The 25,037-nt window shown below is 42.4% G+C and carries 31 protein-coding genes; 5 read left to right on the top strand and 26 right to left on the bottom strand.

All coding sequences use genetic code 11. The features are described from left to right. Positions 1-113: 113 nt before the first annotated feature. A complete protein-coding gene (locus ACQ5BJ_RS11010) occupies positions 114-680 on the bottom strand; it encodes a histidine phosphatase family protein (protein ID WP_268622936.1) in 567 nt (188 codons plus the stop codon). Positions 681-1,116: 436 nt separating this feature from the next. Between ACQ5BJ_RS11010 and ACQ5BJ_RS11005 the strand changes: the two genes are divergently transcribed. Next, the gene (locus ACQ5BJ_RS11005) at positions 1,117-2,187 is read left to right on the top strand and encodes a helix-turn-helix transcriptional regulator (protein WP_430109729.1); all 1,071 of its coding nucleotides are present in this window, start codon (positions 1,117-1,119) and stop codon (positions 2,185-2,187) included. 147 nt (positions 2,188-2,334) lie between these two features. Here ACQ5BJ_RS11005 and ACQ5BJ_RS11000 read toward each other — a convergent pair whose 3' ends face one another. Together ACQ5BJ_RS11000 and ACQ5BJ_RS10995 are read right to left on the bottom strand one after the other, a co-directional pair. Further along, positions 2,335-2,889 carry a TetR/AcrR family transcriptional regulator gene (locus tag ACQ5BJ_RS11000; RefSeq protein WP_430109732.1) on the bottom strand — a complete coding sequence of 185 codons (555 nt, stop codon included), beginning with the start codon at positions 2,887-2,889 and terminating at the stop codon, positions 2,335-2,337. Further along, on the bottom strand, positions 2,879-3,283 hold the full coding sequence (locus ACQ5BJ_RS10995) for a DUF5360 family protein (RefSeq protein ID WP_171417753.1): 405 nt from the start codon (positions 3,281-3,283) through the stop codon (positions 2,879-2,881). The genes ACQ5BJ_RS11000 and ACQ5BJ_RS10995 overlap by 11 nt, the downstream gene beginning before the upstream one ends. A 197-nt stretch (positions 3,284-3,480) precedes the next feature. Here ACQ5BJ_RS10995 and ACQ5BJ_RS10990 point away from each other — a divergent pair, with 197 nt between their 5' ends. Next, positions 3,481-4,359: an alpha/beta fold hydrolase gene (locus ACQ5BJ_RS10990; RefSeq protein ID WP_289355078.1), complete on the top strand. Its 879-nt coding sequence runs from the start codon at positions 3,481-3,483 to the stop codon at positions 4,357-4,359. 134 nt (positions 4,360-4,493) lie between these two features. Here the strand turns inward: ACQ5BJ_RS10990 and ACQ5BJ_RS10985 are convergent, their stop codons facing one another. From ACQ5BJ_RS10985 to ACQ5BJ_RS10920, 14 genes are all read right to left on the bottom strand, one after another. Further along, a complete protein-coding gene (locus tag ACQ5BJ_RS10985) occupies positions 4,494-5,018 on the bottom strand; it encodes a DinB family protein (protein WP_171417792.1) in 525 nt (174 codons plus the stop codon). 95 nt (positions 5,019-5,113) lie between these two features. Then, a complete protein-coding gene (locus ACQ5BJ_RS10980; protein ID WP_268599297.1) occupies positions 5,114-5,356 on the bottom strand; it encodes a GNAT family N-acetyltransferase in 243 nt (80 codons plus the stop codon). A 248-nt stretch (positions 5,357-5,604) separates the two neighbouring features. Then, positions 5,605-6,033 carry a GNAT family N-acetyltransferase gene (locus ACQ5BJ_RS10975; protein WP_430109735.1) on the bottom strand — a complete coding sequence of 143 codons (429 nt, stop codon included), beginning with the start codon at positions 6,031-6,033 and terminating at the stop codon, positions 5,605-5,607. Between the two features lie 301 nt (positions 6,034-6,334). After that, positions 6,335-9,235 carry a polysaccharide lyase 8 family protein gene (locus ACQ5BJ_RS10970; RefSeq protein WP_430109738.1) on the bottom strand — a complete coding sequence of 967 codons (2,901 nt, stop codon included), beginning with the start codon at positions 9,233-9,235 and terminating at the stop codon, positions 6,335-6,337. A gap of 233 nt (positions 9,236-9,468) precedes the next feature. After that, the gene (locus tag ACQ5BJ_RS10965) at positions 9,469-9,930 is read right to left on the bottom strand and encodes a GNAT family N-acetyltransferase (RefSeq protein ID WP_268599300.1); all 462 of its coding nucleotides are present in this window, start codon (positions 9,928-9,930) and stop codon (positions 9,469-9,471) included. A gap of 574 nt (positions 9,931-10,504) precedes the next feature. Further along, positions 10,505-11,056, bottom strand: a complete 552-nt coding sequence (locus ACQ5BJ_RS10960) for a histidine phosphatase family protein (protein WP_268599301.1) — start codon at positions 11,054-11,056, stop codon at positions 10,505-10,507. Positions 11,057-11,171: 115 nt separating this feature from the next. After that, positions 11,172-12,719: a tetratricopeptide repeat protein gene (locus ACQ5BJ_RS10955; protein ID WP_163980182.1), complete on the bottom strand. Its 1,548-nt coding sequence runs from the start codon at positions 12,717-12,719 to the stop codon at positions 11,172-11,174. Between the two features lie 205 nt (positions 12,720-12,924). Next, entirely contained in the window at positions 12,925-13,746 is an 822-nt protein-coding gene (locus ACQ5BJ_RS10950) for a Cof-type HAD-IIB family hydrolase (RefSeq protein ID WP_430109742.1), read from the bottom strand. A 101-nt stretch (positions 13,747-13,847) separates the two neighbouring features. Further along, positions 13,848-13,988: a GNAT family N-acetyltransferase gene (locus ACQ5BJ_RS10945; RefSeq protein ID WP_353961227.1), complete on the bottom strand. Its 141-nt coding sequence runs from the start codon at positions 13,986-13,988 to the stop codon at positions 13,848-13,850. Next, complete coding sequence (locus ACQ5BJ_RS10940) at positions 13,982-14,239, bottom strand: hypothetical protein (RefSeq protein ID WP_430109745.1); 258 nt, start codon at positions 14,237-14,239, stop codon at positions 13,982-13,984. The genes ACQ5BJ_RS10945 and ACQ5BJ_RS10940 overlap by 7 nt, the downstream gene beginning before the upstream one ends. A gap of 49 nt (positions 14,240-14,288) precedes the next feature. Continuing rightward, positions 14,289-14,792, bottom strand: coding sequence for a GNAT family N-acetyltransferase (locus tag ACQ5BJ_RS10935; RefSeq protein WP_430109747.1), 504 nt, complete (start codon positions 14,790-14,792; stop codon positions 14,289-14,291). A 41-nt stretch (positions 14,793-14,833) separates the two neighbouring features. After that, on the bottom strand, positions 14,834-15,295 hold the full coding sequence (locus ACQ5BJ_RS10930) for an NUDIX hydrolase (protein WP_268599304.1): 462 nt from the start codon (positions 15,293-15,295) through the stop codon (positions 14,834-14,836). A gap of 93 nt (positions 15,296-15,388) precedes the next feature. Further along, entirely contained in the window at positions 15,389-15,826 is a 438-nt protein-coding gene (locus tag ACQ5BJ_RS10925; RefSeq protein ID WP_268599305.1) for a GNAT family N-acetyltransferase, read from the bottom strand. Positions 15,827-15,929: 103 nt separating this feature from the next. Beyond that, positions 15,930-16,193 (bottom strand): GNAT family N-acetyltransferase, encoded by a 264-nt coding sequence (locus tag ACQ5BJ_RS10920; protein WP_268599321.1) that lies wholly within the window; start codon positions 16,191-16,193, stop codon positions 15,930-15,932. 108 nt (positions 16,194-16,301) lie between these two features. Here ACQ5BJ_RS10920 and ACQ5BJ_RS10915 point away from each other — a divergent pair, with 108 nt between their 5' ends. After that, positions 16,302-16,592, top strand: coding sequence for a hypothetical protein (locus ACQ5BJ_RS10915; protein ID WP_268599306.1), 291 nt, complete (start codon positions 16,302-16,304; stop codon positions 16,590-16,592). Positions 16,593-16,627: 35 nt separating this feature from the next. Here ACQ5BJ_RS10915 and ACQ5BJ_RS10910 read toward each other — a convergent pair whose 3' ends face one another. Continuing rightward, positions 16,628-16,897, bottom strand: a complete 270-nt coding sequence (locus tag ACQ5BJ_RS10910) for a hypothetical protein (protein WP_268599307.1) — start codon at positions 16,895-16,897, stop codon at positions 16,628-16,630. 688 nt (positions 16,898-17,585) lie between these two features. Here ACQ5BJ_RS10910 and ACQ5BJ_RS10905 point away from each other — a divergent pair. Together ACQ5BJ_RS10905 and ACQ5BJ_RS10900 are read left to right on the top strand one after the other, a co-directional pair. Further along, a complete protein-coding gene (locus ACQ5BJ_RS10905) occupies positions 17,586-18,281 on the top strand; it encodes a hypothetical protein (protein WP_268622929.1) in 696 nt (231 codons plus the stop codon). Positions 18,282-18,380: 99 nt separating this feature from the next. Continuing rightward, positions 18,381-18,506 (top strand): hypothetical protein, encoded by a 126-nt coding sequence (locus ACQ5BJ_RS10900; protein ID WP_268622928.1) that lies wholly within the window; start codon positions 18,381-18,383, stop codon positions 18,504-18,506. A gap of 665 nt (positions 18,507-19,171) precedes the next feature. Here the strand turns inward: ACQ5BJ_RS10900 and ACQ5BJ_RS10895 are convergent. The 8 genes from ACQ5BJ_RS10895 to ACQ5BJ_RS10860 form a co-directional block, all read right to left on the bottom strand. Then, positions 19,172-19,330, bottom strand: a complete 159-nt coding sequence (locus tag ACQ5BJ_RS10895; protein WP_262866844.1) for an aspartyl-phosphate phosphatase Spo0E family protein — start codon at positions 19,328-19,330, stop codon at positions 19,172-19,174. A gap of 272 nt (positions 19,331-19,602) precedes the next feature. Further along, positions 19,603-20,877: a helix-turn-helix domain-containing protein gene (locus ACQ5BJ_RS10890; RefSeq protein ID WP_430109752.1), complete on the bottom strand. Its 1,275-nt coding sequence runs from the start codon at positions 20,875-20,877 to the stop codon at positions 19,603-19,605. Positions 20,878-21,322: 445 nt separating this feature from the next. Next, complete coding sequence (locus ACQ5BJ_RS10885; RefSeq protein WP_430109755.1) at positions 21,323-21,763, bottom strand: GNAT family N-acetyltransferase; 441 nt, start codon at positions 21,761-21,763, stop codon at positions 21,323-21,325. Between the two features lie 287 nt (positions 21,764-22,050). Further along, entirely contained in the window at positions 22,051-22,584 is a 534-nt protein-coding gene (locus ACQ5BJ_RS10880) for a GNAT family N-acetyltransferase (protein WP_430109757.1), read from the bottom strand. Positions 22,585-22,998: 414 nt separating this feature from the next. After that, entirely contained in the window at positions 22,999-23,187 is a 189-nt protein-coding gene (locus ACQ5BJ_RS10875) for a hypothetical protein (protein WP_268600915.1), read from the bottom strand. A gap of 72 nt (positions 23,188-23,259) precedes the next feature. Further along, the gene (locus tag ACQ5BJ_RS10870) at positions 23,260-23,853 is read right to left on the bottom strand and encodes a YdeI/OmpD-associated family protein (protein WP_163980148.1); all 594 of its coding nucleotides are present in this window, start codon (positions 23,851-23,853) and stop codon (positions 23,260-23,262) included. A 175-nt stretch (positions 23,854-24,028) separates the two neighbouring features. After that, positions 24,029-24,304 carry a hypothetical protein gene (locus ACQ5BJ_RS10865; protein WP_163980150.1) on the bottom strand — a complete coding sequence of 92 codons (276 nt, stop codon included), beginning with the start codon at positions 24,302-24,304 and terminating at the stop codon, positions 24,029-24,031. 267 nt (positions 24,305-24,571) lie between these two features. Beyond that, on the bottom strand, positions 24,572-25,006 hold the full coding sequence (locus ACQ5BJ_RS10860) for a hypothetical protein (RefSeq protein WP_430109760.1): 435 nt from the start codon (positions 25,004-25,006) through the stop codon (positions 24,572-24,574). Positions 25,007-25,037 lie beyond the last annotated feature (31 nt).

The raw sequence follows: 25,037 nt of genomic DNA, 5'->3' as shown, positions 1-25,037 counted from the left end.
GGCCTTTTAAGTGTACCTATTTAGGAAAAGACTTGTGTGCTTTCTTTCACCTCTGCAAATAAGCGGAGCACATGATTGTGATGGGCAATAAGCTGTTCAGCAGCTTGTGTGCTTCATTTCACAGGTAAAGCCGCTTGAGATGCCGCGGTTTCATACAAATACAGCTTTCCATTTTGCGGCTTCAAGAAAGCTTGGCCCTTGTACCCCCTTCGAATGAGCTCTTTATGCAAATACTTCATGAGTGCCCCATGGCATACGATCAGCACATTCGACTGACAATTTTCCTCGATCCAATCCGTTACTTCTCTGATTCTTCTCAAGGTATCTTGCTTCTTCTCCTCCTGCGACGGATGAGAGAACGACCAGGCTAATCGCGCCAAGATCATCCAAAAACTGTGCGGAAGCTTCATTTTCGTGTGAAATACAGCTTTCATTCCAATCTCACGGAGACGATTCGTTGCCATGATACCGCCTTGATGTATGTACTCTGCTGTTGTAACCGCTCTTGGTAAATCACTGGACACGCATATACTCCATGCGATATTGTCAGCAGGGGGATCCCCTAGAATAACCTCTGCTTGATCATACTGCTCAACCCAATGGTTGAACTCCGCTGAAGTCATCCACTTCGTTTCTGGTTCACACTGCACTTTAAAATGGCGAACTAAACCAATTTTCATTCCTGCTCCATCTCCTCATTCAACAGCACCATATGAATATGGTCTTCCCATATGAATCCGCGCTCTTATAATGAGTCTTTCGGAATGGATTAATTTATTCATAGATTCACCTCATGATTAATCAATCTCACAGCTCGAGCCTCATTAGAGCGACAACAGCCCCTTGACCGCGGAAACGCCGAACCACCCGAATTCCCGATTTGACCGCATAGGTTTTACCTTAAGTATAACAATGGCTTCTCTAACAGGAAATAAAATCTATCTAAAAAAGAAGATATCTCCTTTAACGGAAATGTCGCCGAACCCTATTCCCACCTCCTTATTGATCGTATATAATGAGAATCATTTTCAATGATGAGGAACTATCTGTACGACCACCATTCCTCGATTCTGGGATTTTAAATATGCTGCGGGCAGAAAAGGAGGTTGAACGCAAATGAATTCGAACACAGTATCCGTTCGGACTGAAATATTGAAGCTATCTAAACGAAGCGACTGCTCCCATTCGTATCGAAAATCACTGTTGGAGCAACTCCAGCAGGCCATTCCCTTCGATGCCGCTTGCTGCACCACTGTCGATCCCGACACCCTATTGTCCACAGGCTCTGTGACAGACGAGGAAATAGAACAAATCCATGACAGCTTATTTGCGTATGATTATTTGAGAGAGGACTATATTCCTTATCATCAGCTAGCTCAATCCGAGGACTCGACCGCTACATTAAGTCTAGCTTCGGCAGGAAAACTGGAGAGAAGCGCACGCTATCGGGACGTATTGTTACCTGCGGGCTTTCAAGATGAATTGCGGGCCGCACTTCTATACAAAGGGGCCTGTTGGGGATACTTGACCTTATTCAGACGATTTGAAAAGCCGACATTTACAGAGGAGGAGCGGCTCTTTATTGCTTCCCTAGTGCCGTCCATCGCTCAGCGGCTGCGCAAATCCAGCTTCGCTGTACCCGCTGCAGTTCAGGCAGAACCGGAAGTTGAGCCCGGGATACTCGTGTTAAACGATAAATTTGATACTTTATCCGCCAACGATACTGCATACCAATGGCTGCGCCGACTCCGCGAATGGGAAGGCATCTCCAGCTCAACGACGCTGCCTAGACCCGTCAGAACTGCTTGCTTCCGAGCACTGTCGATGACGAATGTCTCTTCTTCATGCAAGTCCTGCGTGCATATTCCCGGATATCCATACATAACGATTCGAGCAAGCAATCTGCACGGCGATATGGATAATGCTCCTCTGCTTGCGGTAACCTTCGAGCCGGCGGGTCCGTCCGATACGCTGCGGCGTATGGCGGAAGCCTTTGAATTGAGCGAACGGGAGAAGCAAATTCTCGATGCACTCATTAGAGGGCTGTCAACCAAGGAGATTGCACTCTTGCTGCATATATCCGCCTATACGGTACAGGATCACCTTAAATCCATTTTCACCAAAACTGGAGTTACGAGCCGTCGGGAGCTCGTATGGAGCTTCTTTTCACGATTTGGAGTTGTATAAACGTTCATAACTACTCGGCTAGAACAAATCCATTGGAATAATACTTACGAAAAAAAGCAGTTGTCACAGGCTCCCTGTACAACTGCTTGTCTTCTTTTTTTCGAGTATGTAGATATGATCCAGCAGACCAGAATCAGACAGCCTTTCTTATTTGTTCAGAATACCGTACATGAGCATATCAACGGTTCTGCGCAATGCTTCCTCGATTGACATACGGCTTCCTTCCCTCGTTCTGCGCTCCATCAATTGATACAGAGCCCCTATATAAATATCAATAAACAGCTCCCGATCAAATGGGCGGATCACTTGCTCTTGAATGCCCTTATCCATCAGCAGTCGGATATTATCCCATCCTTCCTGTACATATGAATCTACGAGCTTCCATTGTCCCGGGTACAATTTCTTCAACTCGTCCAAAGTACGGATATCAATAAAGGCAATCGCACTTGGAAGCATCATTAACGCCTGCTCTATCTTTTGTATCAGTGATAAGGAATCGTCACCTATCAACCGCGACTCGGCATCCTTCATTTCATGGATGGACTGTTCAATCAAAAACGAAATGATCTGTTCCTTCGATTCAAAATACTGATACAGCGTCTTCGTGCTGATTCCGAGGAGGCCTGCAACATCGCGGATTGTAAATTTTAATCCCCGAATTTTGATCTCTTCTATGGCAGCCTTTGCAATTCTATCCTGCATAAGAATAACGTTCTCCTTTCATGACTTTTGATATAAAAAAAAGCGGATATAGGAGAAGGAACAAGTTCGGTGTCCACCACATCATATCGAAGTCAAGCCGAACTGACCAAAAAGCGATAGCCTGCAAGCCTGAACAAAAGGTAAGCAGCAAGGAGGTGAAGCATAACGCTGACCACACTGGCTTCTTCTTATGATAATAATAAATGCTTAACAGACCCGTTATGGATATGAACAAATCCAAAGGAATAAAGGACATATTCCATGCAACTAACAGTTCGTTGCTGTAATCCTGATACAAGTACTCTTTCGGAATCCAGCCCATGAACGTAATTGTCCAATACACGAGAAATCCAATATCCGTGAACAACATAAAAGCCTTCAATGTTCTTCCCATTCTACTCTCTCCCTATGAGAAATGATGCAAGGAAAACAAATATAATATTTTGTTTTCCTCAGTTTCCATCCATCATACTTTTTTCTGTTATAAGAATCAAGAAAAAAAAATACAAAAGATTCCCAATAAAGTGAATGAAACTCCCGCAATGTTCATACTCATAAATCGGAAAATGCTGCAAGCTGAGAGGTGATCACATGTCTCTTTTCCATGGATTCCGTGAAGTAACAATTGCGACATCTGGGGCTAACATTTATTTGCTTATTGGGGGATGCGGCTATCCGTTGCTACTGCTGCATGGCTTTCCTCAGACCCATGTGACATGGCACAAGGTTGCTGCGGAATTAATGAAAAAGTACACCCTTATTATTCCTGATCTGCGCGGCTATGGCCGCAGCGAAGGCCCGCTCCCTGATCCTGAGCATATTCATTATTCCAAAAAGGCGATGGCTCTAGATATGTACGAAGTAATGGAGCAGCTCGGCTACCGCCACTATTATGTAGCTGGTCATGACAAAGGCGGGCGCGTCGCTTATTCCTTAGCGCTATACTACCCAGAACAGGTTACCCGGCTATCCGTACTGGAGGTCGTGCCTGAACTGGATACGATGAACCTAATCAATTTCCAATCCGCCTATTCACACTACCATTATTTCTTTTTGTCACAGCCGCAGCCCTTTCCGGAGACGTTGATCTCACAAGCGCCGCAATATTTTGTACGCCACACTCTTTTTAGTTGGGCAGCTAATTCGCATGCCTTTACCCCGTATGTGATGCAAATCTATGAACATGCGTATACGAAATACTCCGTAATACAAGCAGGCTGTGAGGATTACCGTGCCGGCATTACCGTCGACCTTAAAAACGAGTACACAGCGCGGCAAAATCAGCTGCAAATTCGATGTCCTATGTTGTTTCTATGGGGAAGCAAGGGATTATTGAACTTAAAAAACCCCCTCTCCATCTGGAAAACATGGGCTCCATTAGCTGTCGGAGCGGAAGTACAATCCGGCCACTTTATCATGGAAGAGAATCCTGCGGAAGTGATTAGCCACTTTACTGCCTTTTTCCCTTAACTGCTGCGGTTGATTCACCTGATACGCACACAAAAAACATGCCCTCATCTATCCAAGGGCATGTTTCTCTATTTTCAAGACAAGCGACGAGCGTAATCAAACCGCCTGATTCGCCTTGATCGCATAGTTCTCTGTTATACATGCTGCGGAAGTCTTTTCTTTATAAATCTCATTTGCCCTCGATGATTGATCTCATCTTCGAATACATGGAACCATTTGAAATAATTATTCGCAGGCTTGTCATGCCAAAAAGACGTTTCCTCATAAAGCCACGCATCATTTCTGCTACTAAACCCAGTTAAGGTATGTTGTCTAACCTCGTCTAATGTTGATAAGTAAAAGTCCAAATCATTCCCTCTAATCGCTTGCTTTCCTTTTTCGCCCAACTCTAATGCCGCGCCCCACTTTTCCCATTCTTGCTCATTTAATTCCCGATTTTCAAAAGTTTCTGCCTGATAAGCATATTCAACTGCTGCCATATGATACAGTAATGCTCCAATAGTATTGCTGTTCTGATCAAACCTATAATCTAATTGCTCCCGACTCAACCCCTCAACCGTCTTCAATGTAGTAAATCGTGCATAATTCATCATCGAAATAAGCCTGCTTAATTCCGGAGTAAATCCATCCACATCCGTTATCAGAAACAGCTTATCCATGTCCATCCTTTTTTCCTCCTTACATACATTAGTCTAACTATCGTATGAATCAAGGGCTCTAGTTGACCTGTTGCTTAAGATATAAAAACCAACTCTTAATAGAATGCAATCGTATCTTCCGCAGAGCCCGCGCAAATATATATTTTTTCGGCTCCCCACTCACGCGCTTTTTCTGCGCATGCGAGAAATAATCTTTTGCCTATCCCCTTGTTGCGATGTTCTAACGAAATAAACAAAGAATCAAGCAGTACATATTTGTATGCGCTCCCAAAAATCTCTCGGTCAATCGTGCCAAATCCAACGAGGCTGCCTGTATCCTCAAATACACCTAACAGCATAGCCATCTTCCATTAGCGTATTGCGCAACTTCGATAATAAAGCTCATAACCGTCTGGCAAGTCGTTCTCTTGGTAGTTAATTTCCACTAATTGTCGTGTACCGTCTATTTTCCGCCATGCCCTTTTAATATACTGCGAGGGATTAATTTCATTAATTCAATCACATTCTTCTATCGTTAAACTTCGATATATATATGTCATGTTTCTCTCCTAAAATAATTCAAAAGATTCAGTGGTGTCGTTAACACCTAATCATTTGCTACCAAATCCTTCTTATAGAAGTAATGCCGATAACCTATCGGTGCGTCCTCAATCATCGCAATTGCTTCATAGCCATACTTTTTGTAAAAATCCGGCGCCTGAAAGCTGAATGTATTCAAGGTTATGAAGGTGCAGTTCTTTTCTCTGGCGATGCGGTCCGCTTCCTGCAGCAATTGCGCACCATGGCCTTCTCCGCGATGACCCTCATCCACCCATAAAATATCGATCTCCATCCAATTCCAGCATACGACACCGTTAAGTCCGGCGATAATTTCGCCTGTTTCATTTTTGACACAAAGATGAACCTCTTCAAATTTTACATTTGGGACATGTTTTTTATTGAATTCGATTAGTTTATTGCGTACATATTCAGCTTCCTCGTTTGTACCGCTCGTTACACTATACTTGTCCGACATATCTCAGTGCCCCCATTTTCATAGATTGGCGCTCGCAATTCTGCACGAGCTTCATTAGTCATCTACCTTGAGTATACACGAGTCATATCATCCAAAACAAAGTACATACTCCTAGTTCTAAAATGACACCGACCTTTAAATTGGAATAGAATATTCCTTATAGTTATCACGCAATGAGCAATATTGTAAAAAGTCCCTACGCACATCAGGACGCTTGATGCATGTAGGGACTTTTGGGTATGCGTTTATTGCTTACGACTTGCTCTATTGAATCTTGCGGTTGCCGTGCCGAACCGATGCTCTACTTCATAAAACGAACAGTATGTGTACGCCCCTTGGCTCCCGCAGTATTTACTGTCAGTTTAATCGAAGGCTCTGTCTGCTGCACCGTAATCGTCGAATCTGCCGATGCCAGCCTCCATCCCTTGCGCTTCAATTCCATCACAACTTGCGATTGGTTCTGGGTTGGGTCGGATACGGCAATAACCAGTTCCGAATCTGTCTCCTTGACAAGTGCGGAGGCCGGTTGCCTGGAAGCGATTCCGTCCACGACCGCGGGCGTCCAAAAATTGATCGCGGTTATACCCAGCTTATGTTCCCGGACAGACTGCACGCTAGTGCCATTGCTCAGCACAGTAATGTCCGGTGCTTGGCTATAACGAAGAGTCGCTTGCGCATCATAATTCGGCAGCAATACATACGAATAGGAGCCTTTATCCGGGTTCACGCCATGATCGAAGGCAAGACTGACGTACTCTCTCGTAATCGGTGATGCGGAACCGCCGTTATTGACGTCCTTCCATGATCCCGTACGAGCCTCGCGCTTGCCCTGAAGCATAGCTGCTTTCGGGAAATAATATCCGATATCCCCCTTGCCGTTCCCGTCGAGATGCGCCCATGACACATCTGAAAACTTCTCCGACCATCCCGGTTGCACAGGTGGAATGTTGCCATTTACAGTTAGCGACCCACTGCCTTCGCTTACTTTGCGGTTATCGACAATCGTTTCGACTTGACGCCCATCCCCGCCCGCAATGCCTGTGCCGAGCGCCACGATTTCATTGTCGAAGGAGAACCATGACTTTTTCCCCGTTAAAGAGCTGTTCTCCACAGCAAACTCCATGCCGGCTGCCCCATACTGATCGTCGAGGGAGGCTCCGCCTACCCATGATTTCGGACTAAGGTAATATTTCCAGTCGCGCAAGGAACTGTACGAGCCGTCCGTGGTCGTGCCCGGCAATCGCAGCATGTCCGCAGTTGCCCAGTAACCGTCGCTGTATTGGGTAAGGTCGTCATTATATAAGTAGGTCATGCCGTTTCCTGTATGCCATGGTTTCTTGTTCTCTCCATTGCCATACTCATAGCTCGCTATTCGCTTGGAGGACATACTGATGCCGAATCCAAAGCCTGGCCGCAAATGAATGACCCTGTCCATGCTGGCAAAAACCTTATGCTTGACCAAATCTTCTTGCGGTAAGATGGAAGAGTCTTGCAGCAGGTTTTTCATTAAGGCGATATCGTATGTGCCAAGGCCGATATAGTAATTGTCGAAGGAGACATCCTGCTGAAGCCATGCCTTGACGGCAGACTTTATGCGAGCAGACTCGGCAGCAGGAGCAGATTCGGATAGCCGCAGGATGCTCTTGATCGTGCCGCGGCCGGCAGTGTGATCGGTCGATTGTTCGCGGGATATTGCGCGACCGCGCACCATATCCATCATGGCGCCCTTGTATATTAGGGGCTCGAAGGAATCCTCAATCCAGCGGTATATGTTTCCAGCCTGCGGATCGATAACCTTCCACGGCGAACCATTCAACAAATAGAGCATCTCGGACAGTCGATCCAGCAATACCGTTCCGTAGCTGCCCGTATATGCAATGACATCATGCTGCACGAATGAGCCGTCCGCATAGAAGCCATCCCTCCGAGTTACATATGGGAATACCGGACTAATCGCGTCTCGCCCTTGCATCAGCTTTGCGTCCGAAGTACCTGTTGCTCCTCTCAGGGTCACAACGAAGGCCTTGTCTACTAAGTTAGCGCCCGTTTCGAGCAAGCTGGGCTGCATCGTTCTTCTCGTCGGATCAGGGACGAATGCATCAATCGCGCGATTGTAGCTATTGATTTGAGCGGCAGACAGATCCTCGAACAGTAACACCGTGATATCGTTCAAATATTGCGGAGAGCCGATCTCCCAATCCCACCAGTTTTTATAAGGAGCAACACGCTCATTGTAGCGATTGGCATACATCCAATCGAGTCCGCTTATAAGATCGGCGCGCAGTTGCGGATCGTGATACAGCAATGAGCCTTGCGTCGCGTATGCCAGCGCCATTTGCCGCAAACGTTGAAATGCGCCCGTTACATGCGACGATTCGGCGCCGCTGGACAGATCGCTCCATAGCGAGCTGCGATCTGCCTGCTTGTTCATCGTATTCCAGTACCCAGTGCCGTTACTATTGCTTACACTCTCCACTAACGAAGCAATCGCCGCGTTCATATCAGAATCCGCCGAATGATAGCTGGCATTGCCGGTCAATTGCTGAATGCGCTTGTCGCGAACCGCTTTGAATTGTGCTGCATCTGCTGGAGGATCGGTTGGCTCGCTGCCGCTATTGCTTAGACGAATCGAATCGTACCATGCCTCACCGACTGCACTCTCATAGAACAGCTCTACCTTTAATCGAGTTGCCTGCTGCGGAACGGACAGCTCCAAACGATGCTCCGTCCAATCATGCGTTCCGAGCAGCGGCGATGAGGATGGACCAGAACTGATGGTAGCATTCGAGCTGTTCAAATATTGCGTGCGAATAAAGGCCCCACCGTAAGAAGCACTCGACTGTAAGTCCTTGGTGCGCAGCCAGCCCGAAAGGGTGTACGTATCGCCTGGCGTTACGTCAACGATCTGCAGAACGTCTGCCCGCGCATATTCAGCGCTGCTGATTGTAAGCGACCGCCCCCCTTCATAATAGATGTTTGGATCTAAGGAAAGGATCGGCTTGCCGGATGGAACCCACTCACTCCAGTAGCTGGGCTGTAATGCGCTCCAATATCCGCCTGCGGGCTGTCCCGCTTCAAAGCTGCCGTTAAGCAGAGTACCTGCTTCTGCTCTGGCATGAGGCTGTCCCATGACAGGAATTAGAGAGCCAAGCAAGAACACCGCTAACGTGACACGAATAACGCGACGTGACCATTGTCTCATTATGTATATCCTCCTAGATGAATTGTCGACTCGATTGTAAGCGTTATCACAAATCGATAGCTCAACTATAAGCGATCCGCCCAAAAGGAGTGTGTGTCTTTTTTTGACTTCATTGTGCATTATTTTGCTCCATGAGAAATAGGCCAGCACACATGAAACCATTTCTGTTTCATGCACGCTAACCTCCATCCCTGATTCGTAGGCATGACTCTCAATGGCTGTTCATTTCAAGACTACCTTCTAACTCGTAGGAAATAGTGATACTTCACTTCATCCTTCTCATATCCGTTGCCTTCATACAGCCGCTGCGCCTGAAAATTATCGATTTCTGTCGACAGCTCAAGTCCTTTAGCATTCATTTGCTGTGCATACGTCTTCGCAGCATCCAGCAGCAGCTGTCCGAATCCCTGCTTGCGGTATTCTTCTCGAACGAATAAGTCATTTAGTATGAACAATCTCTCCAGCGAAATGGATGAGAAGCTCGGATACAACTGCGTAAATCCGCCGATGACATTCGAACTGCTCTCTTTTACAATAAAAATAATGGATTCCCGATGTTCAAAACGTTCAAACAAAAAGCGCTGGGCTTGATCTACATTCGATTCCTGTCTATAAAATACGCGATACTGATTAAAAATGTCTACGAGTTCAGGCAAATCCTCTATCGTAGCTTGTTTTACTTCATATGTTGCCATCTTTGTTCTCATCCTTTCTTTGTTTCAAGCTCAATTTTCTCGTAGTGCTCCACTGACGAAGAAGATTCATACTCTTTCACTAACTATGCTCATTTTTGTTGTACGATGGACAGCCTTTGTAATAGAGTGTGAGGTGTACACCAGCCCCTTTTAGCTGTTCCAACAATCCATTCATTTTTCGCCCTTTCTTTCCTATGTTTAAAGCATTGCGAGCCATTCCAATCCTCTTTCATTCGATCATCGTTCCAAAAAATCCTTCTGCGCACATTTGCTGACAGACTTGAAATATCGAAACTTATACTTGCTTAGGTGTGCAATTTCCACCTGTTCCAACAAATACAATTGATCGGACAAGTCGTTTCCTTTAGGGAATGGTCGCGTGCATTCGAAAAATTAAATGCATATTTACCGTATACGTCGCCCCAATGCTTAAAGTTGGAATCAGGAAGGCAATTTCATGTTGCTTGCACGACAAAACCCAAGCATTTGCAATCTTGCAGACTGCGCAGCGCTTGGGTTTCGATTACGTTCGTATGATGTTGTTCATCTTAGTGGTGCATTGCTTGGCCCAAGATTATATATGTACCTTCTTATTTGGCAGGAACGGATAAACCTTGTATTCCCCATTTCCGGAGGAAAACCTTAATATGTTCCAGTCATCAGGCAGTCCATTGTAATACGCGCCAATACATCCGGTCGTGCAGCGGTGACCCGCAATTAATATATTTTTTTCCTGCAGACTCTCGTCTTCCAGCAGCTCATTCATGAATTCAAATACTCTTGCAGCATACCTGCGGGGATTTTCGACTCCTTTATATACATGGGGATCAGGGATTCCCCCTTGCAGTTTGACTTCACTTTTGAGCATCCCATCTGCTTCGCCCAGGTCATATACATCCAGTCTGGAATCGATTGTAGCTCGCATCCCTGTTGCAATTTCAGCGGTCTGCACAGCTCGCTCCTGTGGTGAAGAAAAAACAAAATCAAACGTTATTGATGAAAGTGATGCTCGAAGTTCTTCCGCTTGCCTAAAACCATTCTCATTTAAAGGCAGTCCGCCATTTCTCCCTTGAATCCTGCCATCACGATTTACATTTGTTTGACCGTGTCTCACCACATAAATCATCATCCAGCCCCCTTTTTGCATACATCATTCCACTTGAGCTCCAATTCCTTCTAAATAACTAACAAGAAACCGAAATTGGTTGCCTTAGCTTCCATGGCCGCATACCCTACCATCATCACTCGAAACAGTTCAGCAGCTCCAGTGCCTCCTCATGATCTGGTTCCAACACCAATGCCTCGCGCGTATACGTCAGCGCTTGCGCCTCCTGACCGAGTTCATAACAGCAAATTGCTAGACAGAACAATACCGTTGCCACAGGCTCCTCTTCATCATTTTGCACTGACGTTTCCAGAAATAGCTTCGCATCTTCGTACATGCCCATTTCAAAGAGTACGATCCCGGCATCCAAGGCCAAATCATAACGCTGCTCCATCACATAAAAAGCGGACCACATGGCATGGATACCCTGCTGAATATCCAGCTTCTCTTCGTCGCTCGCTTCTGGCAGCAGATTGGAAATTTGCTTCGCGCTCTGTATGAAAAATTCCGCGTCATACCCGCCTAGTCTCCAGAAGGCTAAAATATGCTGCAAGTCCATCGTATCCAGATGCCGATCCACCCACACCTTCAGACTGAAGAAATCATCCGGCCCAAAGCGTTCAATTCCTTGACGATACGCTAATCGGGTATTCACATATTTCATTGGGTTCTCCAGCATGAAGAAGCAGCCCACATTGATATCTTTATAATGATGCGATGGGAACAACGACAGGGCACCACGCTGTTCTAATACATACTGGATCGCATGGTAATTGGCTGTCAGCGAGAAGCTGCCATGATGAATAATTTCTGGCGGTTCTGCAAACTTCCAGTTTTCTATTCTGTGATCACCCTTATCCGCAGTGAGCAGCAGATATCCTTTCTGAGAAAGTGCATTCAATCGCTCTAGACATGTTAAGCCTACTTCTGGGAAAAGAATATGAGAGTCCTCAAGCTCCTGCTGATACAATGCAATTACGTCACGATATGGATAGGCTTCTTCTTCATATTCGGAAGCACGGCGATGCTCATACGTCAGCGTCATGTTTTCAAGCGCCTCGGATGGGGTCAGGCTGTTATCATCCAGCGTTGACTCGACCAGAACATCACACTCATAAATGCTGCCTTCCCCTACATAAAGTAGCTCTTGCGGAATACCGTCAAAGAAATAATTTGCGACAATGAGAAGCGGCTGCTTCATCTCACCTGCTCGAATATACTCGCCAGATATGGCAAGATTCAGTTCTGAATCATGGACAGCATCAAATGTTGCAAAGTCAAGAACTCCTTGCGCGACATAAGGCTGCAGCGCGGGATGCTTCATCCAGCCTTCCACATTTTTCGCAGCCAGATCAGTCATGATATAGCGGAAAGGGGGCAGCGATATGCCTGCATAATCTCGCAGCTCACACAGCTTATGTAGAATGTGGAATGCCAGCCTCCCTGCTCCCGCTCCCAACTCCAGAATCATAACAGGCTCCGAACTGTCCTCTTGCCCTGCTCGATCCTGAAGAAATCCGAAAATAATGTCCGCATATGCAGCAGCAATCATCGGATTGCTAGTAATATATTGCGGTACCTGATCATTATTCCATGCCTTCAGGCCTAGCTGTTCATAATAGGCCCGCTGTAAATCCCATATCGGTGCTTCGCTAAAGCGGTATCGTAGTTGTCTCTCTTTCATTCCTGCCAACCCTGCTCTCTCTATGTGATAACGTGCCATCCAGCTTAGACTCATTTCCTGTGAGGCACTGGATAATCATCTTCATTTAATTCTATCTTCTGAATCGTAACATAATTGCGGCCAGAACCAAAATCTGTTCTCATTGCTCGCACACGTAACAAGAAAAAAGAGAACCTCAGCAGGTTCTCCTTTAATGATCATATTCTTACCTTGCAACAAGCTCGCCAAGCACATATTTCTCAACCACTTTGGCAACGCCATCGTTCATATTGGTATCCGTTACATAGTCAGCCAGCGCTTGAATGTCTGCAGGGGCATTTCCCATGGCAACGCCGAGACCAGCGAACTTAATCATCGCCACATCGTTATAGCTGTCGCCGATCGCAATGACTTCCTCCTGCCGTATGCCTAATTTCTGAATAAGCTCATGCAGGCTCGTTCCTTTGTCCACTCCATGCTCAGTAAACTCTAGGAAGAATGGCTTGGAACGCATTACACTTAATTGGCCCTCCAACTGCTTCTGCAGCTTCTTTTCGATAACGGCCAGCTTATCCGCATTACCAACCATCAATACCTTTACAACAGGCTGCTGCACCGCATCAGTGAAGCTGTCCACCTCCACGACTGGCATGCCGGTAATCTCCGCTTCCTTCTCCACATATTCATTGCGGGCTTCTGTCACGATATCATCGCCTACATAGGTTAAGACAGACATTCCCTCCTGCTGACTAAGCGCATAGATATCACGAACAGTCTCAACGGGCAGTGTGCTGCTGAACAGCTCTTCTTTCGTCGTAAAATTCGTAATCTTGGCGCCATTAAATGATAAAATAAAGCTTCCGAATCGAGCCAGCTCTAATTCCTCTGCTATTGCAATCATTGCATAGGTTGGTCGTCCTGATGCCAGCACTACCTTCACTCCAGCCGCCTGTGCATCGAGCAGCGCTTGCTTCGTGCGAGGAGAAATTGTACGATCATCGCGCAGCAATGTATCATCCAAATCTAGTACGATCATTTTATAGTTCATCTGGCAGCATTCCTTTTCGTCGAATAGATTAGCCCCTCTACTATACCATTTTCGCAGAGGATATGGCTATTAAACGAAGGAATAAGAGACATACCAACAGATCATACCAAGTGAATCAACAGAATCTTGTACGTAAGCATCTTTTCAAATCCTGTTTTTTCTGCAACCTTCTTCGAAGCAATATTGGAGCTCCAACAATCCCAATGCGGAATGATTCGAGCTGATGCACAGTGCTCTACGATTTGAGCTGTCGTAGCTGCTGCGATTCCCCTTGGTCTAGCAATCCTAAATCAGGATCCGTATTTGATTCTTTTGTATTCACATACAGACAATGTCCTCTATCCCATATCACAATGAGAGTATCATCTTCCTTTCCACATACATCTGCCTGCTTCTTGCCTTCTACAATCGAATCCATTACATAACTAGCTTCTTTATTCCACGAAAATTGTGAAATGAGACCTATCCGATCACTCTGCATGTATGGTTTCAATGATGAACCTTCCTTTCGAAAAATAGCCGGTATTGCCTAAATCGATTTCCTATTTGGCTTGAGGACAATTCCGCATCGCTAGAAACTCATAGTCCTGCTCTCCAATCTTGCTGGTGAACGAAATGCCTCTGACAAATCCTGCACGCTCATACACCTTCATAGCTCGTTCGTTGAAGGCTGCTACAACCAGTTGAACACACTCTCCCCGCCCCTGCTTACGAAGGAAATTCACAGCATCGGTTACAAACTCCCTTCCTTTGCCCTTCCCTGTATAGTCAGGCCTCAGACCAAGGCCAATGTCAATGACCTGCTCGTCTTCATAGATGCCAACCGCATAGCCTCCAGGCACGCGGGCAGAGTCGCCAAAAGAGATGTATCCGACAAGTTCATTCTCGTTATCGATTGCATAATAATATTCCTCTTCCAGCATTTCTTTGATGCTGCTGTCACCCCCCTCCATACTGTACAGAGAATAGGGTTCTTCATACTGCCATGAACCAATGATAGAAGCCTGCTCCTCCGTCATCGGGTGAAAATGGTATGCTACTGTCATGACGATCCATCCTCTCATTCGTTGAGATTGTAGTTGCCTTTTCATTTCTCACTATCCTGCATGGATTCAACGATAAATGCTTCCTGTTGATTGATGCAGTAATCAAGCTGTTCTCTAAATCCTGGCCAAGTGATTTTATTTCGGGCTTCTACTAAGGAATAAAATCCAACTTCGTCACTTTCATCAGACGTCTGACACATTCCACCAATGGGTTTTGCGATAAACAATACCGTGCAAACCGCATCCCTCACGTTTTGAAATAGTCCACAGTATTTCAAAATTTCTATATCTATGCCCGATTCCTCTTTGACTTCGCGAACGGCAGCGGCGCTAATAGCTTCTCCTTCCTCTACTCGACCAGAGGGAATTTCCCATCCCCGTTTAGAGCCATGTATGAGCAAGATTTCTTCTCTGTTGTTCCTGACCACTGCTGCTGCAACAAGTGTATGTTTGGGTGATATGTGCAATTCAAATTCTTCCTTTCTTCCAAAGAAAAGACCCAACCTGTGATCGAGCTCATCTTAGATTGGGTCACCTTCGATCTATTCCATTCTTAATACATACATAATAGTAAGAGAACAAGACGGGGCTCTCTTTTAAGCTAAATACTTTCGATATCCTTCTACCTTCTCCTCCTTGAAGCCCAGCTTTTCATAAAACACATGCGCTTCTTTCCGCTGCTCGCCAGATACAAAGATAATGTAAGCACAGTCTCGCTGTCTGGCGATATTTTCAATATCCTGCATCAGCTTCTTGCCGACCCCTTGTCTGCGAACCGTTGGGGAGACAATGACATTCTCAATTACCATGAATGGCTTGCATTCTCCTACAAGATCGTGACAAATAATCCCCATAAGCGTGCCTGCTAATTGCCCTTCATGGAATGCACCAAGTATGATGTATTGATCATCATGCTGAATCTTCCGGTACACTTGCTCCAGCTTCGCCATGTTCGTCTGGCTTCCCATTAACTCGGTATAAAGCTGGCTTAATGCAGGAAGCTCATCCTGTGTAATTGGCCTGATTACTAGCATCGTTATCCTTCTTTCTTGTCCAAGTTTTCACTCCATACTTTATAATCCACTAAATCCGATGATGAGTGTCAAGTTGCTTCTCTACTTCACTATTCGTTTGATTTCAATGATGACGCCAATAGAAAGAATAATTGGAGTGCTGCTCAAAGCCGATGGTTTTGTAAATCGGAAGATCCGAGATGACATACGCTTTTGCTCCAAGTGCATGGCTGCGCTTTAACGCTTCCACCAAAACTGCTCTGCCAAGTCCCCTGCCCCAGTATGCTGGAATTACACATAAAGGCTCGACATACGCGTAATCAGTGACTGGACAATACCATAGCCCACAATAAGCAGCATATCCCCCCTCCTCATTTTTAGCAACGATATTCTACTTGTCAGCCCTCCTGCATTCACTTCTGATATACGATAAAGTTTGCAGTGAATCTGAGATAAGATACTGCCAAGGTCTGTACAGACAAGTAGAGCTGACAATTTGCTTGGTCAGTTTTTAGGTAAAACCCAGTACGAATTACATGTATGGCTTGAGTTACGAGGTGCTATCTTAGACATTGCAATTAAGCAAGAAGAACAGTTCTTCGAGTTTAAGGAAAAGCCATTTATCACTGGCAAGGTTCCAGAAGGATTAGAGCTAATTGGTTACCGTGAAGTCACGAAAACAGCTAAGGATTATGCTAGGATGGCTGCTAAATCAAATGGCATGAAGTACAATGACTGGATAGCTATGCATTCCCGTGCAGCGACAAAAGCATATTTGCTGTTATAAAAAAATTAGGATGACCCAAATAGGGCATCCTTTTATTATTCTGTATCAGGCTTGAAAATCAAATACAGCACATAAATAATAAGTGTAGCGATACCCAATTCAAACAGCAACCTCAAATAGTTCAACTGATAAAATACAAAGAAACCATCGACTTTATGCTCACTTTGTATTTCCCACAAAGGAGCGTATCCCTCTGAATGAAACTTCTTTTCTAATCCATAAAACGCAACAACTGGAACTTTGAACACTCCTAAAATTGTAATCGTAATCAAATAAATGCTCAGAAAAATTCTCTTGATAAGCATACAGAACCTCCTAAAATATTTTTTATAGCATCAATTTTCGACAGACAGGCATTTGGGCATATGGCAAAATTAGAAATGTACTCCAAAGGCATAATGGCTAAAGAGTACATTTTATGAAGGAGGGGTATGTAGTGTTTATTAATCCATATAAGAACCGAAACAAACTTTATCTTTCATTGGAATTAATCGTCACTCTAGGTGCAATTGTATTTGCAGTCGTCTCTGTTACTGGAAGTAATAGTATACAATTTTCTTGGTTTTTCCTTTTAATCACACTCATATTCTTTTTTAGATTGCTTGATCTTAAAAACAGAAATAATGCCATCAACTTCGCTACATTCTTAATTTTGTCTATTATCTTTTCCTTATAACCCATATTACCCCAGTATGTCATATAAGTCACAAAAGAAGCGGAATATCGTCGACCAGACGGATGTTCCGCTTCTTTTCTCTATGCAATTAAATTACAAATCTGTCCGTAATCAAATAGATGCTCAGAAAAATTCTCTTGATAAGCATACAGAACCTCCTAAAGTATATTTCCAACATTCGACATCTTGATTACAAGATTCCCAAAAAAATTTTTTATAGCATCATTTTTCGACAGACAGGTGCTTGACTGAATGTTAAATTAAGATCAACATTTAGATAACTTCTAAATGTATCAAATTATAGGAGGAATTAGAAGATGAAAAAAGTATCTATCGCATCTTTGACTTTACTTCTGAGTTGCAGTCTGTTCATGTCGGCTGTATCCGCAAGCCCAAAGCCAGTTGAATCACCAGATCAACGAGTCGTAACACAGTCACCAGTCTCGGTACGTGATCTTGTCCCGACAGAGTATTTTGCGAAATATGCAGGAAAGTTTAGCACGTATTCAGAAGTAGAGCGAGCAACAGGATTTTCAAAATGTGGGGAACCGCAATTGCTTTCGGACGTAGGCACAAAATCTATTAAAATCAATTCGGTTGATGAATATGCCGCCTTGCTGAATTATTTTAGCGAGTTTTCCACACATAACACTTCCATGCAAGTACAAAATACTACAACAATCGAGACTCTAGACAATGGGGAATATACAAAGACACATGAGTCGAAATTCTACGACTACGGGGTTTGGTGGATGAAAGCGTTTGTCATTGCTAAGTACAATAAAGATGATAAAGTCATCGGCACTCCAACCACGGACAGTGGATTGTATGGATTTCATCCAATGAACACATACAAACATAGCAGTAGCAAATCAACAGTTCAAATCAACAGCAAGAAAACTGGTGGAAGTGCTCAAATCAAAGGTGACCTGACCTTGAGAATTGAAGTTGGAGGAGTTGGCGATATAATAACAAAAGAAATCGAACACGACATGTTTTGGGGTAACAATTAGCTAGTTGTTGTTAATTACTGGTCATTATTGTAAAATAAATAACGGACAACTCATAATGTTGTCCGTTATTTAATATCTTAAATGTAGGAGGTGGTATTCGTGGACGAACAGGAAAATAAAAAAGTTTTGAAATTTATTCTTAGAACTATTGCAGTTATTTTAATTCTTGTCATCATCTTAGTTGTTTTTGGCGTAGTTCAATTCATCATCTTGACAAATAGTTGACGGGCATAAAGATGGAAAATCCAAATTTATTTCCCTTATTCAGAATAAGGGTTTTTTTATTAAAAGGGACTTTATGTCGATTAACACCATGGTGAGAGGCATTAAATCAAAGATAGTTAAAGTCAAAGACATTAGTGCAAAACACAGCTTTGGTGAAAAGTCTATATGTAATTATGTACATATATTGTCGATTGAACTTAAAGTTGTTGCATAATAAAAAAGCCTTAATATATAAGGCTTTTAATACAACTTAAACTTATGTAGTTCACCGTACATTACACAAAAATACTAGATAATGGACGATTCATAGCTTATAGAAGCTTCAAAACCTCTCAGAAGATTTAGCCGATGTTTTATCTTAATCCTTTTATGTAGAACATTTCTACTTCACTTTTGAAAAAGTTATCGAACGTACTTTTTAATTTTTTTATATCTTTGTTCTCATATCGCTGAGGAGTTTTTTCTTCAAATCTTAGCATATAAACCTGACCCTTTGGCTTGCTGAACCCAAAACCTTTTTTAATTCAAAAAAATCCATAACCATCTGACATTTCAAAGAAGATTAATTCACCTTCACTTATCAACGTATCAAACTGTGCTCCATATTCTACTTTTTTGACATCTGGCTTCGTTCGGATATTGCTAGTTACAAGCGCTTAATTTCTTTATCGTTTCTTCTTTTTTTGCATTTCTAGTATTAATCTATCTAGTTCTTGACTAATTTGAACCACATCTTCATCTGCAAAGCCGCCTTTAATCTGAACAATCTCCGTAAGCTTCTTCCTAAGATCGTTAATTTTATTCTCTAAAGAGTCTATTATCACTCACCTCACGTACACTATCTCTTCTTTCTGAGTATAATGCACGTTCTAGTAAGATATGTGAAAATATTACACTTCATCACTTTGTCGAAAAATGAAAAGGAGCATCAAAGGATGCTCCTAACACCATTTACCACGGATAGATGCTTTTGAGGGTCTATTCTATCAATAAGGAATAATAGACCCAGTGTCACCAGACAGTGCGACCACTGTTACTATAAGGGCAGTGTAGAGAAAAGATTGAAAACTTTTTTTTCGAACTAAATTTTTCATACTCAATCCTCCTTCATCAAGTAATTACCGAGATCCTCAAGTATTTGCCCCGTCATAGGAATGTTATTTTTTATATGTATATGTATAATTGTGTTCAAACATTCCTTCTCTTTAATTATATCTTTAATCTTCGAAAAGCACATTAAACCTTTTACCAAATGGTTAATACTGTTGTCGATTTCGCCTATTGATGAAAAATACTCCCCAAGAATCCGTTGATATTCCCCATACCCATAATAAGTTAATGGGTTCCCTTCATCTAAGATAGATGAATTTACTCTGCTGTTTTCTATTAATGCTCTCGCTTCTGCAAAATTCTTTTCTTTTAAGTATAATTGTAAAAGATGTCTTGTTGCACCAAGGATAAAAGTGTCGCTACATGTCTCAAGGAATGCTCGAAGCTCATTAATAGCTTTATCAGTGTTCCCTTTTACAGAATTGTACAGAGCTTCCATAAACACAGTATGCTCTTGTGAGTTTGGATAATTAAATTGCTTATACTGTAACGAGTAAAGTTCTGATTCTTCATATTTGCCAAGAGCAAAATTTGCATCTCTAAGAATCCAAAGTGCGTTTACTCTATGAGGGCTTTCAGCACTATTTAACGTCAGCAGCTTCTTACAGTGTTCGATGCTCTCATGATAAAATTTCAGATTATACGCCTGAATTGCCAATTTGTAGTATAACTCAATCTGCTCTTGTTGGGATAAGAAATCAGCATAATTAATAATATATTTCCCGTTGTAATAGGTATCCTTCAGCCTGTTTAAGTCGTAACGTTCAATCAAGTACTGTTGATACAAACCTTTGGCGATATAAGGCATAATTCCATGCGAGCGTGAGTATTCAACGATGAGGTTATATATGGATAGTTTAACAGAGGTATCTTCAATGGAGTCGATGTGTTGATACAGCTTTTCGGTTAAGTCGAAGCTGTCTTCGTTAGGAGCTTCGAGGTATTTTGTTGCTACTTTTCTTATCAGATCGATGTCACTATTATGCTGTATCGATACTGATAAGATATGTAGCAATACGTCAGATCTCTTCTCGGTATCTACATAATAATGAACGATTGTATCAAAAGGAATCTGTAACGCTACTGATAAGGCATATATAGCTGCAAATTCAGGGCGCTTTACATCGTTATTCTCAAGCCTTGATATAGCGCCTCTGTTGACACCAGACAGTTCAGACAGTTGCGTAATTGACATATTTGAGGCACGTCTAGTGTCAAGTATTAGTTCTCCTATCGTCTTTTGAATAAGAGTTGATTCCAATTTTGTTCCTCCTCTTACTAAATTGACTAACTATATTTTACTATATTGTATAGATCATGTAAATTGTAGAATAATGCGATAAGTAATAAGAGGAGTAGCTACCAAACGGTAATAACAATTCCTAAGAAGCAAAGGAGCAAAAAAATAGGAAGGACACTATTAGCTTAAATATATGTAAAAGAAACTGTACGAGCTTGAAAGAAAACGTAAATAATAGGGACAATAGGATGGTTAGCATCATGTTCGTCTCTTTGCCTCCATATGCAATCGCAATCAACACGTCTAAAAGTTCTTGAAATTAGAAATGACCCAGCCTAGGTAGTACTATTTAGACTGGGTCATTTGGTTATCTATGCATTCTTAACATACATCATTGCACATCTGAAATAGATTGGCGATTCCCCGGTGTGTGGAGACTACGTTTACTTAGTAATGATCTATTTGATTACACCAAGCTATACGTTGCGAGCATTTCGCCCCATTCAGCAATTCCTACCTCACTAAATCCAACTGATGCATATAACTTCCGGGCAGCCTCATTATCTGGATGATAACCAATACATATTACATCTGTTCGGTCGTCTCTGTTCGCAATATCGGCAACAATCAATTCCAACCCCATTTTGCCGTAGCCCTGACCTTGAAACTGTTCATCTATCATAAATCTGTAAATCCAGTAGTTGTGATCATCACAATCCAGTCCATACATCGCAAATCCGATTAGTTGATCTTCCCAATAAATTGACTTTGTCACAAAACCGGGTAAAAATTGTGATTCAGCAATCGAATACAAATTCGAGGCAATATATCCTTCCTGTTCTGGTCTGACTTTCAATTGCGTGCATGCTTCCCAATTTTCCTTGTCTACATTTCGTAAACTGATCATTTTTGGATTCCTCCCATTGTAGTAGAGAAACCCATAGGTTCCCTACTTATTCAAATCTCACAAACCTCACCGACACACTGCATGTGAATAAGAAATTATGTTTCATTGCACATCACTCCTCTCAATGGATTACATTTTGCCTATTGCCTTCCGCAGTTACGCAGTCACATCAATAGATAACGTCGGTTCAATGTCTAAGTCATCTTTCCATGATTATACATCGGTTAAACTAGAGGGAATAGTCCCGCAGTCTGTAAAACATGGTTAGCTCATATTTAAAGCTACCTTTATCTGTACTCGATATCTAATATCGAATAAAAATATTGGTCAACCCATTGATTATTCCAGCATATTTCATCTTTAAATATCCCTTCTCTTCTCATTCCTAATCTCTCCATCAATTTCATTGATTTTTGATTATGACCATTACACATGCCTACGACTTTATGGGCTTGTAAATGATGAAATGAAAATTCAAGCAAGAGGTTTACGGCTTCGTTGCCATAACCATGACCTTGATATTCAGGAATAATTGCAAATCCTAGCTCCCAGCTCTTTCTGTGTTCTACATAACTCCATATTTGAGCTAGACCGATTGGTCTTGCTTCTCCTTCTATTGTCCTTGTGATTATAAAGTCATAATGAGTCGGAGAGTCCATGTTTTCAAGATATTTTTCACGAACTATCTCTTTGTCAGACTCAACAGATTCTTCAAAGAACCAGATGTCTTTATTGCATTCTAGTTCACAAATAAAATCCAAGTCCTCAGCTGCAATTCTGGATAGACCTATACGTTCTCCATTGATCTTAATGGGAAACACTGTTGAAACACTCCCTTTCCCCTATAATGGCTTCAATTAGCCGTAGATCGCATCTCGTATTCACGACATGACCCAACCTTAGATATGAGATAGCTCAATCTTAGCTGGGTCGTGTGTTGTTGAGTCGCCTTTCCACAATTATACATCTGATCTTCAAGGGGACAAAGACCTTACTTGCAGCATGATTTATCGGAGCTTAAAGCTACAGCATTACAGTGATTTTTTCCTCTCCATCACTTCACCGTTGTTACGGAAGCCAAAGCTTTTATAAAGCTTTTTGGCAGGCTCGTTATCCGCGTTGCAAGAAATCCAGCAGGAATTTCTGTGATATCATACTTTACCACGTCAAAAAGGAGCTGCCATGCCAGCCCCCATCTTTCGTTCCTATAGGTTTAATCATAAAGACAATGCCCGTTAATCTTTTTTATCAATACCTACTACATTTATTCTTCCTTGGATTGAATCATCATTATCTTTTACTAAATAAAAATGGGAATCCCCTTGAGCTTGTTCATCCATTAAAGCTTCATGCCTCATTTTAAACATCTCGGGCTTATAGTAAGCCTCTCCGCGAGACGGTACCATCTGTTCAAAAAAGATCATTCGAAATGACCACCTGCCGTTGTCCTTTTTTAACACAAAATCACTGGCCTGCGATCACATCTTTTATCGGATTTACCGGTCGTTTAATCCCTTTCCAGCGAGAATGTCCGGCATGCATTTTTCAATCCTTGACTCCCGAGTTTTAGATTGTTTGGGTGCGGAAAAGAACATAGCGTATGCTCGTTGCCGTCCCGGCGTTAATGCATCAAAAGCGGCTTTCAAAGCAGGATTTTCATCTAGCTTGATTTGAAATTCTTCAGGAATGTTGATTTCTTTTTTCATTTCTACTTTCAAACCTGACTTTTCCACTTCAACAGCTTCATAAATATAGGATTTTATGATCGTTTCCATCTCAGCAATTTCTCGAACATTGGAGAAACGAATCTGGCGGCCCGCCTGCGTGTTCTCCCCAATATTGGATAGAATACCGTTGGGATCCTTCAACAGAGCCCCTTTGAAAAACATAAGCGCACAGAATTCTTTGAATCCTTGTATGATCACAATGTTACTTCCCTGTGACATATAACAAGGCTTCCCCCACTTTAACTCTTCGCTAAGCTGGCAGTCCAAACAGATCATTCTTAGTTTGGTCATCTCTTCTTTCCACTTTTTTGCCTTCCCTAAAAAGGCATCAACCTTAGGATTTATATTATTTATCTGTGTCATGTTCCTTCTCCCTATCGTTTTTCTCGCCATGGATAGGCCATATATACATATTTATTTACAGAAAATTGTATTCTGATACGAATGGGAATCACAATACAAGAATTCCCCCTATAATTCCAAGGTATCCCTTACTCTAATTGGCTTTCTAAACCAAACCATCTATGGAGCAATAAAATCAATTTTTCTTTACTTGATTGTAAATAGATTTAACCCCAAGGAGCATACCGTAAATGATTGCAACATCTACTAAATATATAAATAATTCAATCCTTACACCTTGGAGAAACCACTTATTAGCATTCGACTCACTATAATAGTGTATGAAAAATCGTAAAGGAAACCCGTATTCAGTTCTTTGTACACCTTCAGCAGGGATATTTCCAGGAATAAATAGTACAGTAAGTAATGCAACCCAAAATGATATATTCAATATCTTCTTGTTTACCTTCATTACTCCCCCTCCAAGAAACTAATACGTTTCATTACTTTTCTAAAAGGTTTTCAATCTTTCTTCCAATACCCTTTCATTAACTTCGTGAATCGCCCCGCTTGAATTACATCATTCTTTTCCTTCATCACAGACTTAATATCTAAACGCCCCTCATCTAGGACAAGACCCGACTTTAGATAACATTTATCTTAGGTCGGGTCGAAATAAGTTGTTTGAAAATTCTTCTATGCATATGTACTTGAACAACCAAGGTGGTCATTTTTTTGCTTAATTATGTTTGTTTAAATAACGTTTATCCTTTTTGATACCAAGAAGTAAGCTTACTGGAAGAGCGACTATCGGAAAAAGAATTGTCATATATACGATCCCTATCATGCCAAAACCCTTTTTACTAAGAGCCAAAAAACAAAGTCCAAGATAAATATTTGCTACAAACAATGGGTAATTAAGGAACCTCAAAAAAGTAGTCTTCCGCAAAAAAATACTCACTACTATAAAATAACCAATTATGACTGGATAACTAAGGAGATTGTATTCCATAACTTTCCCGCTTCCTGGCATTCCATTTACAGAAAAAAATTTATTCTGATCAGCATAAGGAAACAGAAAGAAAATCATATACATAGTTACTAACAATGACATAAGTAAAATAAAAATATTGAATTTATGTTTCTTCATTAATGGCATAACTGTACCTTTCATATCGAATACCACCTCTTATGGAATAAATTGG

The sequence above is a fragment of the Paenibacillus sp. B1-35 genome, from assembly GCF_050474385.1.
In the GTDB taxonomy this organism is placed as follows: domain Bacteria; phylum Bacillota; class Bacilli; order Paenibacillales; family Paenibacillaceae; genus Paenibacillus_B; species Paenibacillus_B alvei.
The sequence above is the reverse complement of the archived record's forward strand: the minus strand, read 5'-3'. Positions and strand labels throughout refer to the sequence as shown.

Bases quoted from the DNA above. Each gene is read 5' to 3' on its own strand.
- ACQ5BJ_RS11010 (WP_268622936.1), bottom strand. From the start codon at position 680: ATGAAAATTGGTTTAGTTCGCCATTTTAAAGTGCAGTGTGAACCAGAA.
- ACQ5BJ_RS11005 (WP_430109729.1), top strand. From the start codon at position 1,117: ATGAATTCGAACACAGTATCCGTTCGGACTGAAATATTGAAGCTATCT.
- ACQ5BJ_RS11000 (WP_430109732.1), bottom strand. From the start codon at position 2,889: ATGCAGGATAGAATTGCAAAGGCTGCCATAGAAGAGATCAAAATTCGG.
- ACQ5BJ_RS10995 (WP_171417753.1), bottom strand. From the start codon at position 3,283: ATGGGAAGAACATTGAAGGCTTTTATGTTGTTCACGGATATTGGATTT.
- ACQ5BJ_RS10990 (WP_289355078.1), top strand. From the start codon at position 3,481: ATGTCTCTTTTCCATGGATTCCGTGAAGTAACAATTGCGACATCTGGG.
- ACQ5BJ_RS10985 (WP_171417792.1), bottom strand. From the start codon at position 5,018: ATGGATAAGCTGTTTCTGATAACGGATGTGGATGGATTTACTCCGGAA.
- ACQ5BJ_RS10980 (WP_268599297.1), bottom strand. From the start codon at position 5,356: ATGCTGTTAGGTGTATTTGAGGATACAGGCAGCCTCGTTGGATTTGGC.
- ACQ5BJ_RS10975 (WP_430109735.1), bottom strand. From the start codon at position 6,033: ATGTCGGACAAGTATAGTGTAACGAGCGGTACAAACGAGGAAGCTGAA.
- ACQ5BJ_RS10970 (WP_430109738.1), bottom strand. From the start codon at position 9,235: ATGAGACAATGGTCACGTCGCGTTATTCGTGTCACGTTAGCGGTGTTC.
- ACQ5BJ_RS10965 (WP_268599300.1), bottom strand. From the start codon at position 9,930: ATGGCAACATATGAAGTAAAACAAGCTACGATAGAGGATTTGCCTGAA.
- ACQ5BJ_RS10960 (WP_268599301.1), bottom strand. From the start codon at position 11,056: ATGATTTATGTGGTGAGACACGGTCAAACAAATGTAAATCGTGATGGC.
- ACQ5BJ_RS10955 (WP_163980182.1), bottom strand. From the start codon at position 12,719: ATGAAAGAGAGACAACTACGATACCGCTTTAGCGAAGCACCGATATGG.
- ACQ5BJ_RS10950 (WP_430109742.1), bottom strand. From the start codon at position 13,746: ATGAACTATAAAATGATCGTACTAGATTTGGATGATACATTGCTGCGC.
- ACQ5BJ_RS10935 (WP_430109747.1), bottom strand. From the start codon at position 14,792: ATGACAGTAGCATACCATTTTCACCCGATGACGGAGGAGCAGGCTTCT.
- ACQ5BJ_RS10925 (WP_268599305.1), bottom strand. From the start codon at position 15,826: ATGCTAGTAATCAGGCCAATTACACAGGATGAGCTTCCTGCATTAAGC.
- ACQ5BJ_RS10910 (WP_268599307.1), bottom strand. From the start codon at position 16,897: ATGCTTATCAAGAGAATTTTTCTGAGCATTTATTTGATTACGATTACA.
- ACQ5BJ_RS10905 (WP_268622929.1), top strand. From the start codon at position 17,586: ATGAAAAAAGTATCTATCGCATCTTTGACTTTACTTCTGAGTTGCAGT.
- ACQ5BJ_RS10885 (WP_430109755.1), bottom strand. From the start codon at position 21,763: ATGATCAGTTTACGAAATGTAGACAAGGAAAATTGGGAAGCATGCACG.
- ACQ5BJ_RS10875 (WP_268600915.1), bottom strand. From the start codon at position 23,187: ATGATCTTTTTTGAACAGATGGTACCGTCTCGCGGAGAGGCTTACTAT.
- ACQ5BJ_RS10870 (WP_163980148.1), bottom strand. From the start codon at position 23,853: ATGACACAGATAAATAATATAAATCCTAAGGTTGATGCCTTTTTAGGG.
- ACQ5BJ_RS10865 (WP_163980150.1), bottom strand. From the start codon at position 24,304: ATGAAGGTAAACAAGAAGATATTGAATATATCATTTTGGGTTGCATTA.
- ACQ5BJ_RS10860 (WP_430109760.1), bottom strand. From the start codon at position 25,006: ATGAAAGGTACAGTTATGCCATTAATGAAGAAACATAAATTCAATATT.